A 15,861-nucleotide genomic window follows, 5' to 3' on the forward strand; every position below is an offset into this window, starting at 1 on the left:
CTCGGTTCCGTCGGATTCAGTTGTGGATCCCGAAGACGACGCGCTCGGCGTGAATAGTTCCGTGATTGACGGTAACTGCCGTCTGTCCTGGGGCAGTTGGCGCATTCACGGGGCGTGCGCCGTCGGCTTCACCACCCCCGCCGCCGGCGCGGACGCCGTCTGCGTCACCCGTGGAGCCGCCGTCCGGAACCAGCTCCCGCGGGTCCGCCCCCGGCACCCAGATCCACGCCCGCCCCGTGTACTCCTTCTCGGCGACCCGCACCTCGTGGAACTCCCGCGCCCGGAAGGTCGTGTACGCCTCGCGCACCACGTCGTTGAAGACGGTCGCGGAGACGGCGACCGCCAGACAGGCGTCCGGGACCGCGGCCAGGGCCGACCGCAGCACCGCGCTGTCCAGGATCCGTCCGATCTCGACGGGTGCCCGGCCCACGAAACCGTTCGGCGCCGACGACGCCGTGCCGAAGTGCACGGCGGCCCTGAGCCGGAGCCACGCCTCCGGAAGCCGGCCGTGGTTGAAGGCCCGCAGGCCGGCGTCGAGCCGGCGCATGAACGGGTCGACGAGGGCGGGTTCGGAGGACCCGTCCGGCAGGACCGCGAGCACCGAGTCGCCGCCCACCTGCGTGTCCCAGCGCTCCCGGTCGAGGCCGGCCGTGTCGGCGGCCTCGGCGAGCAGCCGCGGGATCGCCTCCTGGAACTGGCGTTGCGTCAGTACGTCGACGCCGCCGTACCCCTTGGCATCGACCGCCAGCAACAGTCTGCGACCGAACGTTCCCATGATCGAACTCTCCGCTCGTTTCCTTGGAGTCCCGCTCCGTGACCGTGCGTCCAGGGCACGCGCTGGACACACCGGCGTCCGCTCCCCCGACACCGCGGACGCCGGCACGCCAGTCGTACACGCCGCACGAACGGTCAGACCCCGTCGAAGTACGGGATGCGGGAGGGGGCGGAAACATACTGCGGCTGCCGGGAGTTACGGGCCGGTACTCCTGCGGCGAGGTCGATTACCGGTCAGTGCGGGATCCCGCACAAATGAGGGATCCCGTCGCACGGACCGGTGCTTACTGGTGTCCCGGCCGGATCGCCTGACCGCAGGAGGAACGCGTATGCCGCCCACCGGTACCGACCCGGAGCACCGTCCTGAGCAGTACATGTTCGGCGCCCTGCAGGCCACGCACCAGCACGCCGACACCAAGGCCGGGATCCTGGCCGCCGCACAGGCCGCGCTGGTCGGCACCGCGGGCTCCTGGAGCGGACAGGCCCTGCACATCGCGCAGAGCGGCGGTGTACGGGGCGTAGTGACCGGAAGTCTGCTGCTCCTGTTCCTGTCCGGACTGCTCGGCGGCGTCGCGTCCCTGGCCGCGGCCCTGCGGCCCCGGGTACTGCGTCCGGGCGGCGTCAACCACTACAGCTTCGCCCACCTCGCGACCGGGCCGGACATCCTGCCGCCGGCCGGCCACGGCGACGAGGAGAAGCGGCTGCGCCAGGAGTCGCTGGGCCTGGAGTTGTCGAGCACGATCCGCTTCCTGGCGCGGGTGGCCGTGCGCAAGTACCGGTGCCTGACGGCGGCGGTGCTGTGCACGGCGGCGATGGGCGTCAGCGCCGGGCTGCTGGTGGCGGCCCGCCCGCTGCTGGCCTGACGGCCCGGCGTCAGTCCTGGGGCAGGTCCGCCACCTGCTTGAGCCGGGCGAGGTCCCGGATCGTCGTCGAGCGGTACCCGGTCTCCAGCAGTCCGCCCAGGCGCAGTTCCCTGAGTCCCTTGTGGACCGTCGTCTCGGCGGCGCCGGTGAGCGCGGCGAGTTCCGGCTGGGTCAGGCGGCAGCCGACGACCACTCCACCGTCCGCCGGCCGGCCGTAGGCGGTCGCCAGTTCCACCAGCAGCCGGGCCAGGCGGACCTTGGCCGGGTAGCCGCGGAAGTCCAGGCGTCGGCGGTTGGCCCAGCGCAGCCGGTCGGCGATGATCCCGGTCAGGGCCACGGACACCTCCGGCCGCCGCATCAGCAGTTCGTGCAGCGCGCCGGGCTGGAGGATCCGCGTCGTCATCGGGCCGCAGGCCGTCACGGTCGCCGAGCGCGGTGCCGAGCCGTCCACAGCCGCCATTTCGCCGACGGTGTCACCGCCTACGCGGACGGCGAGAAGCGAGGTCTCGCCGTTCTCCACGCGTGCGGTCACCTTGGCGAAGCCGGAGAGCAGCAACAGGGCGTGCCGGTCGGTCGCACCCTCGCTCAGCAGTACGTCACCGGCCTCGAACCGCTTGCGCACCCCCAGTTCCAGCAGATCCTGCCGCGCCTGCGGCGACAGCACCCCCAGCAGACTTCGCGCGGGCCATTCCACGGAGCTGTACGGCATGAGCGGTCCTCCCCGGCTCGACGGACACCCGCAGATCCTGCCCTCTGCCTTCCGCCCCGGCGACCGGTCCACGCAATCGGCGCCTTCCTCAAGTCGTCCTGTCCGGTTTTGCCCGCGTGGCAGCCGTCACCGGTCGGGCACTTCGGTGCTCGTCCAAACCGTGGGTCATTCGCGTCTCTGCGCGGTCGGGATCCGGCGGCGGGTGCCGTCCGCCGGGGGCGGCGGCGTCCGGACCAGTTCGCGTTCGAGCTCGTCCAGGGCCCGGCGGGCCTCCTCGATGCGGTGGGCCAGTGGCGAGCGCTCGGCGGGTTCCGCGGTGGGCCGGGGCTCCGACGTGGCCGCCCCGTCCATCGCGCGGGCCTCGTCGAGGGAGGTGATGACGACACCGATGAGGACGTTGACGAGGACGAAGGAGGCGAGGAGTACGTAGGAGCCGTAGTAGAGGAGGCTCCAGCGGGAGATGTCCAGGCCGCCGTGGACGGCGTCGCCGATGCCGTCCAGGGTCATCAGGAGGAAGAGGGTGAGCACGGCGCGGCCGATGGAGCCGTAGTGCTCGGGATCGTGGCTGCCGAAGAAGACCCAGCCCACCATCGCGTAGACGTACAGCAGCAGTGCGCCGACGAGGAGGAAGCTCAGGGTGCCGGGCAGGCTGCGGACCACCGCCACGAGCACGATGCGCAGTTGGGGCAGGAAGCGGGCGGTCCGCAGGACCCGGGCCAGGCGCAGCAGCCGCAGGACGGTGGTGTTCTCGCGCACGACGGGCAGGAACGCGCACAGGACCACGGCCAGGTCGAAGAGGTTCCACGGGTCCTTGAAGAAATCTCCGGGACGATCGGCGTGCGCGGCCAGACGCAGCACGATCTCCACGGTGAAGGCGGCCAGGCAGACGTGCTCGGCCAGCCGTAACCAGTGGTGCCAGGCGGCGACGATCCCGGAGTAGGTCTCGGCGCCGAGGAGCGCGGCGTTGGCGAGGATCAGGGAGAAGACGGTGACCGCGAACCAGCGGGCCTGGACGACAGCCGTGCAACGACGGGCCAGGACCGCTCGGGCACGGGAGAACTGCTGCTGGGGCATGTGCTGCCCTGCCTCCTTCACATGGCGCGACTCACCGCTCGCCCACTCGCCGATGAGGGGCCGATGCGGTGAGCGATCACGCCGCAGGAGGTTTTCTACAGCACTGTAGACAGCGGTGGACGGGACGGTCCGGTCACCGGCCGCCGCCGGACCCGTACCGGTACCAGCACGAGGCCGCCGCCGTCCAGGGGGACCGTGCCCGCCTTCGGCTCGGGTGGGCCTCAGGCCCGGAGCACCTGCCTGCCGTAGCGACCGCGGGGGCCCGCGCTCCTACTGTGGCGTGGCATGCCAACCTTCTTATCCCCTTCGCGGACCCGCAGGCGTTTCGGGCTCCTGGCACTGGTGACGGCCACCGTGCTGGCCGGTGTACCCGCGGCGGCCGCGCGGGCGTCGGGCTCCGCCGCGGGCGACGACTGCGGCGGGCGCGAGCAGACCCGCCGGGCGCTGCGCGTCCTCACCGACCACGACGGCATCACCGGGGCCGCGGTCCTGGTGACCGACCCCGCCGCCGACGGGCCCTGCGGGCGCTGGACCGAGAGCGCGGGGACGGCGGACCTGCGCACCGGACGCCCGATGACCGCCACCGACCGGCTGCGCGTGGGCAGCGTGACCAAGACGTTCACCGCGGCGCTCGTCCTCCGGCTCGTCGCCGAGCACAAGCTCTCGCTGGACGAGCCCGTCGGCCGGCGGCTGCCCGGGCTGCTCGACGGGCCCGGCCACGACGGGCGCCCCATCACCGTGAGGCAGTTGCTGCAGCACACCAGCGGACTGCCCGACTACCTCGACGCCCCCGAGTGGGCGCACCCCGAGCGGCTGCGGTACCGGCACTTCGAACCGCGCGACCTCGTCGGGCGGGCGCTCGAACTGCCGCGCCCGCCGCAGGACACCTGGCACTACGCCACCACCAACTACCTCGTCCTCGGCCTGCTCGTCCGCGAGGTGACCGGCCGCAGCGCCGAGGCGGAGATCGAACGCCGTTTCATCAAGCCGCTGGGGCTGCACGACACGTACTGGCCCGGTGACGGCACCCGTGTCCGGGGGCCGCACTCGCGCAGCTACTTCACCCGCGCCGACGGCGACCGCGTCGACGGCACCGACTGGAACATGACCTTCGCCGGTGCGGGCGGCGCCCTGGTCTCCTCGCCGGGCGACCTGACGCGGTTCGCCACCGCCCTGCTCGACGGCCGGCTGCTGCCCCCGGCCCAACTGGCCGAGATGCGGCGCACGGTGGCGGCCGACCCCGACCGGTTGTGGCCGGGCGGCCGCTACGGGCTGGGCCTGATCTCGACGCCGCTGTCCTGCGGCGGGGCGTGGTGGGGGCACGCCGGCACGGTGCCCGGCGGTCACCGGGCGCTGGTCGCGGTCGGCCCCGGGGGCCGGAGCGTCGCCGTCGCCCTGAACACGGTGCCCGGCACGCTCCCGGCCGAACTCGATTTTCTCGACGTCGTCGACACGTCCCTCTGCGGGGACGGGACTTCGGAAAGGACGCACCCATGAACGGCTCCCTGTACCGGCTCGCCTCACGCACCGCGACGGGGGTCGCCCTGTGCCTGGCCGGTGCGCTCACCCTCACCGCGTCGCCCGCGGCGGCGCACGGGCCCGGCCCCGCGACGGCCGGCGCCGACCCCCTCGCCCGCTACCACCGGCAGCACCTCGACTGGAAGAGCTGTCTGCTCGGGCCCGACGACGAGATGGGCAAGGAGCTCCAGCAGGCCGGCGCCCAGTGCGCCGACGTCACCGTCCCGTTGGACTACGACGCACCGGACGGCCGCACCATCACCGTCGCGATCTCCCGGATCCGGGCCACCGGCACCGCCCGCCGCGTGGGCGCGCTGCTACTCAACGGCGGTGGCCCCGGCGGCCAGACCATCGGCGACCCGCCGTGGGTGCGCGCGGCGATGAAGCAGGTCGGTGAGCGCTACGACGTGGTGGGCGTCGACCCCCGTTTCGTCGGCCGCAGCACGCCGCTGGACTGCCACTGGCCCACCGGCTCCTTCATACGCGGCGCGGGGTCCGGCCGGGCGGGATTCGACCGGTCGGTGACCGTGGCCGAGGACCTCGCCGACCGCTGCCGGGCCGCCGCCGGCGACGTCCTGCCGTACGTCACGACCCGGAACACCGCGCGCGACATGGACGTCGTGCGCGCCGCGCTCGGCGAGCGGCGGATCTCCTACCTCGGGTACTCGTACGGCACCTACCTCGGCCAGGTGTACGCCACGATGTTCCCCGGCCGCACCGACCGGGTCGTGCTCGACGGCGTCGTCACCGCCGACCGCTACAACCCCCGGCTGCTGCGCGGGGCCGAGCCCGCCAACCGGCACGCGCTCCGGGGCTGGGCCGCCTGGGCGGCCGCCCGCGACGCCGACTACGGACTGGGCCGTACGCCGGGGCGGGTGCTCGCGGCCGTGGAGCGGATCCAGGCGGCGGCCGGGCGGACGCCCCTGCGGGTCGGCGGGTACCGGGTGGACGACCAACTGCTGCCCGTGGTCCTCCTCAACGGTCTCTCGCAGGACAACGACGCCGCCTACGCCGATCTCGCCCGGGCCGTACGGGACCTGCGCCGCGCCGCGGACGGCCGCACGGTCACGCCCTCGCCGTGGCTGGCCGCCGCGCTCGGGTTCGTGCTGACCGGGTCCGACTCCGCGTACGGCAGCGCCCAGACGGCGATCCTGTGCGGGGACGCCCCGGCGCCGCGCTCCCCCGGGGTGTACTGGCGCGACGTCCAGCGCTCCCGCGCGGCGTACCCGCTGTTCGGTCCCGTCACCAACAACATCGGCCCCTGCGCCTTCTGGGACCCGCCGCGCGAACGGCCCACCACGGTCCGCGACGACCTCCCGGCCCTGCTGGTGAACGCGACGGGCGACCCGCGCACGACCTACGACAACGCGCGGTCGCTGCGCCGCACGTGGCCCTCCTCGCGCCTGGTCACCCTCCGCGGCGCGGACCAGCACGCCGTGTACGGCGTCTTCGGCAGCGCGTGTGCCGACGCGGCGGTCAACAGCTACCTGGCCACCGGCCGGCTGCCGGCCACCGACGTCACCTGCGACCGGCCCTCCGGCTGAGGACGGCGGACCGGCCGACCGGCCGGCCGGCGGACAAGTCGCGCACAAGGGGCCAGTTGCCGGCAGCCTCGCGGGCCGGAACACTGCCGGGTGCCGTACGGGCGGGCGGGGCACGGCCGGTGGCATCCTGCGCCCATGAGCGTCGGCGAGGAAGTGATCTGCCGCTCCGGCCGCACCCGCCCCCTGCGGATCGTCGCCCGGGCGGGCGCGGCCGGGGCCGTCCTGGCCGCGGGACGCCTGGTGTACTCGGGCACACTCGTGGACTGGTGGGTGGCCGGCGGGCTGCTGGCCGCCCTGGTGGGTGCCGGAGCGCTCCACACGGCCACCCTGGAGGTGCGCGCGGACGCGTACGGCGTGCACACCGGCTCGCGGTTGCGGCGCCGCCGGAGCGTTCCGTGGCACGACGTCGCCGACCTGCGCGTGCACATCCAGTACGGGAGGCACGGGGAGAAGTACCACCGCGCCGGTGTGCTGACCCGGGACGGCCGGACGCGGCGGCTGCCCCTCCCGCTGTCCGTGTCCGCCGAGGACCGGCCGGACTTCGACGCGACGCTGGACGCGCTGCGGGCACTGCACCGCCGGTACGGGGAACCGGAGTCGGACCACCTCGTCGTCCTCTCCAGGCACACCGCCGGGCGCGGGGTCGCCGTGCCCGTGGTCCTGTGCGTGCTGCTGCTCGCGGGCGCGGGGCCGGCCGCGTGGTTCGTGCCGGTCACCGGGGCGACGAAGGAGGCGTGGACGTCGGCCGTCCCGTGCCCCGCGGGCACGCCGCCCGCCGAGCGCCGCGAGTGCCTGACCACCGTGGACGCGGTGATCGCGCGGACCGAGGCGAGCGGGGGGAAGCAGGCCGGCCGACTGTACTTCGCCGACGGCCGGCCCGTGGACCGGATCGCGGTGACCCGGCAGGCGGCCCAGGAGTTCCGGGCGGGCGACCGGGTCGAACTCACCCTGTGGCGCGGCCGGGTGAGGGTGGTCGCCGGGGAACACCACGTGTGGCGGGAGTACTTCTCCGGTGCCGGACCGGTGGCCGTCCTCGCGGCCGGACTCGCCCTCGCCGCCGGCTGGCCGGGCGCCCGGGTGCTGGTGCACCGGCGCGGGCGACGGCTTCCCGACGACGAGGTGCTGCCGTCGGTGCTGCCGTTCCTGGGCGTCCTGGCCGTCACGGCGCTGTGGCTGCTGCCGCTGTGCTACCTCCACCCCCTCGGGCTCCCGGCCTCGGCCGGGCCCCTCGCATGGGCGGCGGCGGGGATGCTCGGCACGGCGGGCCTCCTCGTCCTGGCCTGGCGTGCCACCCGGGTCCGGACGCCCCGTCCGGCCGCGGCGCCGGAGGAGGGAAGGGCCGGTGAGGACGTGTTCCTCGCCGCGCGGTTCCTGGAGAGCACCGACTACAACCCCGACCGCTTCGGCACCCACGTCGTGTTCGGCGGCGGCCCGCCCGCGGTCGTTCCCCACTCCGGCCCGGGCCGGTTCGCGGCGCGGGAGATCCCGGTGCGGCGGCTGTCCGCGGGGCGCGTACGGCGGTTGCGGGGCGGCGACGGCGAGGCCGTACCCCGCGGCTGGCACGTGGCCGAACTCGACGACGCGGGCCGGCCCGTCCGCCTTGCCGCCGCCCCGGCCGACCTGACCCGCGTCCTGCGCGCGCTGGCCGCGGCGCGGGCGTCGGCGGACACGGCGTCCCCGGAGACGGCGCCCGCCCGGCCCGCGTCCGGCGGGACCGCGCCCACCGGGACGGCGCCCACCGGGACCTGACGGGCCGTGACAACCGCCCGGCACCGTGTCGGGTTGTCCGCGAACTCCCCCGGAATTGTCCGTGATCGGTAACGGGCGGATCCCCCGGCCGGTTCCTGCCGTCCTGTCATGTGGTTCCCGGCGCGAGCGGGGACCGGCGGCGAGGAACTACGCGAAGGCGGGGCGGCGGACATGGCGCGGCACGGTGCTGGACGGGGCTGGTACGGCAAGGTGGTCGGGGCGGCACTCGGTGTCACGGTGCTCGCCGTCGGGGCGTCGGTGTGGACCGCGCAGGCCGACTCCGCCGGCGACGGTGCGACGCCGCAGGTGTCCGCGCCGGCCACGCCGGGCAACGACGCCTCGCCGGTCGACGTCGGCATCGCCCACGCCTCGGACGCGGGACCGCGCGGCGTCAACATCACCATCGACGACGGTCCCGACCCCGCGTGGACGCCCCAGGTGCTCGACCTGCTCGAGGAGTACGGGGTGAAGGCCACCTTCTGCATGACGGGGCTCCAGGCCAAGGCCCACCCCGACCTGGTGAAGGACGTCGTCGCGGCCGGGCACCGGCTGTGCGACCACTCGGTGTCCCACGACACGGCCATGGACAAGAAGTCCGAGGCCTACCAGTCCAAGGAGATCCTCGACGCCGAGCGCATGATCACGGAGGCCTCGGGCGGCGTGCGGCCGATGTACTACCGGGCCCCCGGCGGGGCCTTCACCCCCTACAGCCGCAAGCTCGCCGCCTCCCGGGGCATGCGTCCGCTGGGCTGGAACGTGGACACCAAGGACTTCGAGCGGCCGGGCACGGACGCCATCGTCGCCACCGTCCAGCGGGAGCTGCCGAACGGGCCGACGATCCTCTTCCACGACGCGGGGGGCGACCGCACCCAGACCGTCGAGGCCCTGCGGCAGGTCCTGCCCTGGCTCGACGAGCAGGGGTACTCCTTCGGGTTCCCGGTGCGCTGACCCGTCCGGCGGCGGCGCCTCAGTGCCGCCGGAGTTCCCTCAGCGCGATGTTCAACTCCAGTACGTTGACGCGTGGTTCGCCGATGAAGCCGAGGGTGCGCGGGGTGGTGTGCGCGTCGACGAGTTCCTGGACGCGCGCGACGGGCAGGCCGTTGCGCTCGGCGACCCGGCGCACCTGGAGACCGGCGTACTCGGGGGAGATGTGCGGGTCCAGGCCGGAGCCGGAGGAGGTGACGGCGTCCGGGGGCACGTCCGAGGGCCGTACGGGGTGGCCGGGCACGGAGTTGTCCCGGACGACGGCCGCCTTGGCCTCCTTCACCCAGCGGACCAGCTCCGCGTTGTCGGCGGAGCGGTTGGTCGCGCCGGAGAGGATCAGTTCGTAGCGGGTGTTGACGCTGTTGGTGCCGAGGCCGTTCCGCGGACGGCCCTGGAACCACTTGAGGTCGGGCTCGGGAGTCTCCTGGCCCTCCTTGAGCGGAAGGTCGTACGACTGCCCGATGAGGGAGGAGCCGACGACCTTGCCGTCCGCCTCGATCTCGGAGCCGTTCGCCTTGCCGGGGAAGAGGCCCTGGGCGACGCCGGTGACCGCCAGGGGGTAGACGACGCCGGTGACCAGGGTCAGGACGAGCAGGGCGCGCAGGCCCGCGCCGAGCAGCCGGGCGGTGTTGATGACGGGGATCTTCATGGGGATCAGCCGATTCCGGGGATGAGCGAGACGAGCAGGTCGATGATCTTTATCCCGGCGAACGGGGCGACCAGGCCGCCCAGGCCGTAGACGGCCAGGTTGCGGCGGAGCATCCGGTCGGCGCCGACCGGCCGGTAGCGCACTCCCCTGAGGGCGAGCGGGACCAGCACGACGATGATCAGGGCGTTGAAGATCACCGCGGAGAGGATCGCGGAGTCGGGCGAGGACAGGCCCATGACGTTGAGCTTGTCCAGGCCCGGATGGACGGCCGCGAAGAGGGCCGGGATGATCGCGAAGTACTTGGCGACGTCGTTGGCGATCGAGAAGGTCGTGAGCGCTCCCCGGGTGATCAGGAGCTGCTTGCCGATCTCGACGATCTCGATGAGCTTGGTCGGGTCGGAGTCGAGGTCGACCATGTTGCCGGCCTCCTTGGCGGCCGACGTGCCGGTGTTCATCGCGACACCGACGTCCGCCTGGGCCAGCGCGGGCGCGTCGTTGGTGCCGTCGCCGGTCATCGCGACGAGCTTGCCGCCGGCCTGCTCCCGCTTGATCAGGGCCATCTTGTCCTCGGGGGTGGCCTCGGCGAGGAAGTCGTCGACGCCCGCCTCTTCGGCGATCGCCCGGGCCGTCAGCGGGTTGTCGCCCGTGATCATGACGGTCCTGATGCCCATGCTCCGCAGTTCCCCGAACCGCTCGCGCATGCCCTGCTTGACCACGTCCTTGAGGTGGACGACCCCGAGGACGCGGGCGCCGCGCCCGTCCTCGACCGCGACGAGCAGCGGGGTGCCGCCCGCCGCGGAGATGCGCTCCACGGCCGCGTCCGCGTCCTCGGCCACCGTGCCGCCCCGCTCCCGGACCCAGGCGACGACGGAGCCCGCCGCGCCCTTGCGGACCTTGCGGCCGCCCACGTCCACACCGGACATACGGGTCTGGGCGGAGAACTGGATCCATTCGGCACCGGCGAGTTCGCCCTCGTGGCGCGCACGCAGTCCGTACTCCTCCTTCGCCAGGACGACGATCGAGCGGCCCTCGGGCGTCTCGTCGGCCAGCGAGGAGAGCTGGGCGGCGTCCGCGACCTCGGCCTCGGTGCTGCCGCGCACCGGCACGAACCCGGCGGCCTGCCGGTTGCCGAGCGTGATGGTGCCGGTCTTGTCCAGCAGCAGGGTGGAGACGTCACCGGCGGCCTCGACGGCGCGGCCGGACATGGCCAGCACGTTGCGCTGGACCAGCCGGTCCATGCCCGCGATGCCGATGGCGGAGAGCAGGGCGCCGATCGTGGTCGGGATCAGGCAGACCAGCAGCGCCACCAGTACGACCGTCGTCAGTTCGGTGCCCGCGTAGCCGGCGAAGGGCGGGAGGGTGACGCAGGCCAGCAGGAAGACGACGGTCAGCGAGGCCAGCAGGATGTTGAGCGCGACCTCGTTGGGCGTCTTCTGCCGGGCCGCCCCCTCGACCAGGTTGATCATCCGGTCGATGAAGGTCTCGCCGGGCTTCGTCGTGATCCTGACGACGACCCGGTCGGAGAGCACCTTCGTGCCTCCGGTCACGGCGGACCGGTCGCCGCCCGACTCACGGATGACGGGTGCCGACTCACCGGTGATCGCCGACTCGTCGACGGAGGCGACGCCCTCGACGACGTCGCCGTCGCCCGGGATGACGTCACCGGCCTCGCAGACCACGAGGTCGCCCACGCCCAGCCCGGTGCCGGGCACCTGCTCCTCGCGCCCGTCGACGAGGCGGCGGGCGGCGGTGTCGGTCTTGGCCCTGCGCAGGGTGTCGGCCTGGGCCTTGCCGCGGCCCTCGGCGACCGCCTCCGCGAGGTTGGCGAAGAGCACGGTCAGCCAGAGCCAGGCGCTGATGGTCCAGCCGAACCAGTCGCCGGGGTCCTTGAAGGAGAAGACGGTGGTCAGGACGGAGCCGACGAGGACCACGAACATGACGGGCGACTTCACCATCACCCGCGGGTCGAGCTTGCGGAAGGCCGCGGGCAGTGACGTGAGCAGTTGCTTGGGATCGAAGAGGCCCGCGCCGACGCGGCCCTCGGCGGCCTGGTGCCCGGTGGATGCGTCGCCGCGCGGCGCCCGGGTCGGGGTGGCTGTGGACATCGTGTCCTCGTGCTCGTGCGTGTCGGTGGTCATGACGCCAGTCCTTCGGCGAGGGGGCCCAGGGCGAGCGCCGGGAAGTAGGTCAGGCCGGCGATGATCAGGACGGCGCCCACGAGCAGGCCGGTGAACAGCGGCTTCTCGGTGCGCAGGGTGCCCGCGGTGGCCGGAACGGGCCGCTGCTCGGCCAGTGATCCGGCGAGCGCGAGGACGAACACCATCGGCAGGAAGCGGCCGAGCAGCATGGCGAGGCCGAGGGTGGTGTTGAACCACTGGGTGTCGGCGTTCAGACCGGCGAAGGCCGAACCGTTGTTGTTCGAGGCCGAGGTGTAGGCGTAGAGGATCTCGGAAAAGCCGTGCGCCCCGCTGTTGGTCATCGAGTGGGCGGGGGTGGGCAGGGCCATGGCCGCGGCGGTGAGGGTCAGGACCAGCGCCGGGGTGATCAGGATGTAGCAGGCCGCGAACTTCATCTCGCGGCTGCCGATCTTCTTGCCCAGGTACTCCGGCGTGCGCCCGACCATGAGCCCCGCGATGAACACCGCGACGACCGCCATGACCAGCATGCCGTAGAGCCCGGAGCCGACCCCGCCGGGCGCGATCTCGCCCAGCATCATGCCGAGCATCGTGATGCCGCCGCCGAGACCGGTGAAGGAGGAGTGGAAGGAGTCCACCGCGCCGGTCGAGGTGAGGGTGGTGGACACCGCGAAGAGCGACGAGCCGCCGATGCCGAAGCGGAGTTCCTTGCCCTCCGTCGCACCCCCGGCCGCCTGGAGCGCCGGGCCGTGGTGGGCGAACTCGGTCCACATCATGAGGGCGGTGAAGGAGAGCCAGATGACGCCCATCGCGCCGAGGATCGCGTAGCCCTGGCGCACCGAGCCCGTCATGACGCCGAAGGTCCGGGTGAGCGCGACCGGGATCAGCAGGATCAGGAAGATCTCGAAGAGGTTGGTGAACGGGGTGGGGTTCTCGAAGGGGTGGGCCGAGTTGGCGTTGAAGTAGCCGCCGCCGTTGGTGCCCAGCTCCTTGATGACCTCCTGGGAGGCGACCGCACCGCCGTTCCACTGCTGCGGGGCGCCCAGGAACTGGCCGACCTCGTGGATGCCCGAGAAGTTCTGGATGACCCCGCAGGCCACCAGGATCACCGCGCCGATCACGGCGACGGGCACCAGGACGCGGACGACACCGCGCACCAGGTCCGCCCAGAAGTTGCCGAGTTCACCGGTGCGGGAGCGGGCGAAGCCGCGCACCAGGGCGACGGCCACGGCGATGCCGACGGCGGCCGAGACGAAGTTCTGCACGGCCAGGCCGGCGGTCTGCACGACGTGGCCCATGGCCTGCTCGCCGTAGTACGACTGCCAGTTGGTGTTGGACACGAAGGACGCGGCGGTGTTGAACGCCTGGTCCGGGTCGATGGAGGCGAAGCCCAGCGAGCCGGGCAGCACGCCCTGGAGCCGCTGGAGCAGGTAGAGGAAGAGGACCCCGGCGAGCGAGAAGGCGAGGACACCGCGCAGGTAGGCGGGCCAGCGCATCCGGGTGTCCGGGTCGGCACCGATGGCCTTGTAGATCCACTTCTCCACCCGCCAGTGCGTGGTGGAGGAGTAGACCTTGGCCAGGTGGTTGCCGAGGGGGACGTGGGCGAGCGCCAGCGCGGCCAGGAGGGCGAGCATCTGGAGCACGCCGGAGAGGACGGGGCTCATACGGCGCTCAGAACCTCTCCGGGTGGATCAGGGCGAGGACGAGGTAACCGAGCAGGGCGACGGCCACGATCAGGCCGACGACGTTCTCCGCGGTCACAGCTTCGTCACCCCCTTGGCGACGAGGGCCACGAGCGCGAACACCGCGAGCGTGGTGACGACGAAGGCCACGTCGGCCATCGCGAGCTCCTAGTGAGGTTCGGAAGAGAAGCTGACAGAGAGATGACAGCCCGCTTCTGACCCGTTTCGACCGCTGTTGACGGCTTCCATACGGCGACGCGCTCGCCTTTGACACCTCTCTGACGAACCTCGGGCCCGGACTACTTCCCCTGGCGGTCGAAGACCGACTTGGACCAGAGGTGGCCGAGCGTGCAGAGGGCCACGCCCCAGGCGAGGGCGAGCCAGCCGTTGTGGCCGGTCTCCGTGCCGAGGAGGAGGCCGCGCAGGGTCTCGATGGCGGGGGTGAAGGGCTGGTACTCGGCGATCGGCTGGAACCAGCCCGGCATGGCGTCGATGGGCACGAAGGCGCTGGAGATGAGCGGCAGGAAGATCAGTGGCAGCGCGTTGTTGCTGGCGGCCTCCGCGTTCGGGCTGATCAGGCCCATGCCGACGGCGATCCAGGTGAGCGCCGTGGCGAACAGGGCGACCAGTCCGAAGGCCGCGAGCCACTCCACGGGGGTGGCGTCGGTGGAGCGGAAGCCGATGGCCGCGGCGACGGCGCCGACGAGGACCACGCTCAGGACCGACTGCACCACGCTGCCGATGACGTGGCCGACGAGGACCGAGCCGCGGTGGATGGGCATGGTGCGGAAGCGGGCGATGATCCCCTCGCTCATGTCGTTGGCGACGGAGACCGCGGTGCCGATCGTGGTGGACCCGATGGTCATCAGGAGCAGGCCCGGCACGAGGTAGGCGATGTACGCGGAGCGGTCGGGGCCGCCGCCGATGCCGGCGCTCATCGTGTCGCCGAAGACGTAGACGAACAGGAGCAGGAGCATGACCGGGGTGAGCAGGAGGTTGAGGGTGAGGGAGGGGTAGCGGCGGGCGTGGAGCAGGGTGCGGCGCAGCATGGTGGAGGAGTTGCGCGCGGCGAGGGTGAGGTTGCTCATCGGGTCGTCTCCTTGGGCTGGTCGGTCTGTGCGGGGACGCCGGTGCCGCCGGTGAGGGCGAAGAAGACGTCGTCGAGGTCGGGGGTGTGGACGGTGAGTTCGTCGGCGTGGAGGCCGGCGGCGTCGAGGCGGTCGAGGACGGAGCGGAGGTCGCGCTGGCTGCCGTCGCTGGGGACGCGCAGGGTGAGGGTGTCGTCGTCGCGGGTGCCGTGGGGCAGGGCGGTGGCGGCGTCCCGGTAGGTGTCCGGGTGGGTGAAGCGGAGCCGGACGTGACCGCCGGGGACCAGTCGTTTGAGTTCTTCGGCGGTGCCTTCGGCGGCGATGGTGCCGTTGTGGAGGACGGCGATGCGATCGGCGAGCTGGTCGGCTTCTTCGAGGTACTGGGTGGTGAGGAGGACGGTGACGCCGCCGGTGACGAGTTCGCGGATGATCTGCCACATGGTGTGGCGGGAGCGGGGGTCGAGGCCGGTGGTGGGTTCGTCGAGGAAGATGATCCGTGGGCTGCCGACGAGGGTCATGGCGATGTCGAGGCGGCGTTTCATGCCGCCGGAGTAGGTGGCGGCGGGCTTCTTCGCGGCTTCGGTGAGGCCGAAGCGTTCCAGCAGTTCGGCGGTGATCCTGCGGCCCTCGCGCCGGGGGATCAGGTGCAGGTCGGCCATGAGGAGCATGTTCTCCTCGCCGGTGATCAGGCCGTCGACGGCGGAGAACTGCCCGGTGACCCCGATCGCGGCCCGCACGGCCTGCGGGTCGGCGGCGAGATCGTGGCCCGCCACCTGGGCCTGCCCGCCGTCGGCGGAGACCAGGGTGGAGAGGATCTTGACGGCGGTGGTCTTGCCGGCGCCGTTGGGCCCGAGCAGCGCGAACACGGACCCGGCGGGGATGCGCAGGTCGACACCGTCGAGGACGGTCTTGTCGCCGTACGACTTGCGCAGACCCACGGCGGAGACGGCGGCGGCCGCCTGCGGGCCGGCCTCCGGAATGGTCGTGGGCATGACAGATGAAGGCATGACGCCCTCCCGTTCGAAGGAGTGAAGTGGACGATGACGGGGCGTGGAACAGGGACGGGGCGAAGAGGCGGGGGGGGAAGAGGCC

Annotated in this window: 14 protein-coding genes; 5 read left to right on the forward strand and 9 right to left on the reverse strand. The window is 72.7% G+C overall.

Annotation, left to right across the window (positions count from 1 at the left end):
• Positions 1–16: 16 nt before the first annotated feature.
• A complete protein-coding gene (locus tag IG88_RS0120645) occupies positions 17–775 on the reverse strand; it encodes a hypothetical protein (protein WP_031043166.1) in 759 nt (252 codons plus the stop codon).
• Positions 776–1,103: 328 nt separating this feature from the next.
• Here IG88_RS0120645 and IG88_RS0120650 point away from each other — a divergent pair, with 328 nt between their 5' ends.
• Positions 1,104–1,637, forward strand: coding sequence for a Pycsar system effector family protein (locus tag IG88_RS0120650; protein ID WP_031043167.1), 534 nt, complete (start codon positions 1,104–1,106; stop codon positions 1,635–1,637).
• A 10-nt stretch (positions 1,638–1,647) separates the two neighbouring features.
• Here the strand turns inward: IG88_RS0120650 and IG88_RS0120655 are convergent, their stop codons facing one another.
• Both IG88_RS0120655 and IG88_RS0120660 read right to left on the reverse strand, forming a co-directional pair.
• Complete coding sequence (locus IG88_RS0120655; RefSeq protein ID WP_031043169.1) at positions 1,648–2,346, reverse strand: Crp/Fnr family transcriptional regulator; 699 nt, start codon at positions 2,344–2,346, stop codon at positions 1,648–1,650.
• Between the two features lie 165 nt (positions 2,347–2,511).
• On the reverse strand, positions 2,512–3,420 hold the full coding sequence (locus tag IG88_RS0120660; protein ID WP_031043170.1) for an ion transporter: 909 nt from the start codon (positions 3,418–3,420) through the stop codon (positions 2,512–2,514).
• A 285-nt stretch (positions 3,421–3,705) separates the two neighbouring features.
• On the opposite strand from IG88_RS0120660, the gene IG88_RS0120665 reads away from it, so the two are divergent.
• The 4 genes from IG88_RS0120665 (at position 3,706) to IG88_RS0120680 (ending at position 9,179) form a co-directional block, all read left to right on the forward strand.
• Complete coding sequence (locus IG88_RS0120665; protein WP_031043171.1) at positions 3,706–4,917, forward strand: serine hydrolase domain-containing protein; 1,212 nt, start codon at positions 3,706–3,708, stop codon at positions 4,915–4,917.
• Entirely contained in the window at positions 4,914–6,482 is a 1,569-nt protein-coding gene (locus IG88_RS0120670) for an alpha/beta hydrolase (RefSeq protein WP_031043172.1), read from the forward strand. The genes IG88_RS0120665 and IG88_RS0120670 overlap by 4 nt, the downstream gene beginning before the upstream one ends.
• Before the next feature lie 135 nt (positions 6,483–6,617).
• Entirely contained in the window at positions 6,618–8,231 is a 1,614-nt protein-coding gene (locus IG88_RS0120675; protein ID WP_051851987.1) for a hypothetical protein, read from the forward strand.
• A gap of 171 nt (positions 8,232–8,402) precedes the next feature.
• On the forward strand, positions 8,403–9,179 hold the full coding sequence (locus tag IG88_RS0120680) for a polysaccharide deacetylase family protein (RefSeq protein WP_031043174.1): 777 nt from the start codon (positions 8,403–8,405) through the stop codon (positions 9,177–9,179).
• A gap of 19 nt (positions 9,180–9,198) precedes the next feature.
• On the opposite strand, the gene IG88_RS0120685 is transcribed toward IG88_RS0120680, so the two are convergent.
• The 6 genes from IG88_RS0120685 to IG88_RS0120715 form a co-directional block, all read right to left on the reverse strand.
• Positions 9,199–9,864, reverse strand: a complete 666-nt coding sequence (locus IG88_RS0120685; RefSeq protein WP_031043175.1) for a potassium-transporting ATPase subunit C — start codon at positions 9,862–9,864, stop codon at positions 9,199–9,201.
• A 5-nt stretch (positions 9,865–9,869) separates the two neighbouring features.
• Positions 9,870–12,002, reverse strand: coding sequence for a potassium-transporting ATPase subunit KdpB (kdpB, locus tag IG88_RS0120690; protein WP_031043176.1), 2,133 nt, complete (start codon positions 12,000–12,002; stop codon positions 9,870–9,872).
• Entirely contained in the window at positions 11,999–13,663 is a 1,665-nt protein-coding gene (gene kdpA / locus IG88_RS0120695) for a potassium-transporting ATPase subunit KdpA (RefSeq protein WP_031043177.1), read from the reverse strand. The genes kdpB and kdpA overlap by 4 nt, the downstream gene beginning before the upstream one ends.
• 7 nt (positions 13,664–13,670) lie before the next feature.
• On the reverse strand, positions 13,671–13,760 hold the full coding sequence (gene kdpF / locus IG88_RS38820) for a K(+)-transporting ATPase subunit F (protein ID WP_007451765.1): 90 nt from the start codon (positions 13,758–13,760) through the stop codon (positions 13,671–13,673).
• Positions 13,761–13,980: 220 nt separating this feature from the next.
• Entirely contained in the window at positions 13,981–14,769 is a 789-nt protein-coding gene (locus IG88_RS0120710; protein ID WP_031043178.1) for an ABC transporter permease, read from the reverse strand.
• Entirely contained in the window at positions 14,766–15,776 is a 1,011-nt protein-coding gene (locus IG88_RS0120715) for an ATP-binding cassette domain-containing protein (RefSeq protein ID WP_199807480.1), read from the reverse strand. Before IG88_RS0120715 ends, IG88_RS0120710 begins: the two co-directional genes overlap by 4 nt.
• Positions 15,777–15,861 lie beyond the last annotated feature (85 nt).

It is taken from the genome of Streptomyces sp. NRRL F-5650, from assembly GCF_000721365.1.
Classification (GTDB): Bacteria; Actinomycetota; Actinomycetes; order Streptomycetales; family Streptomycetaceae; genus Streptomyces; species Streptomyces ardesiacus.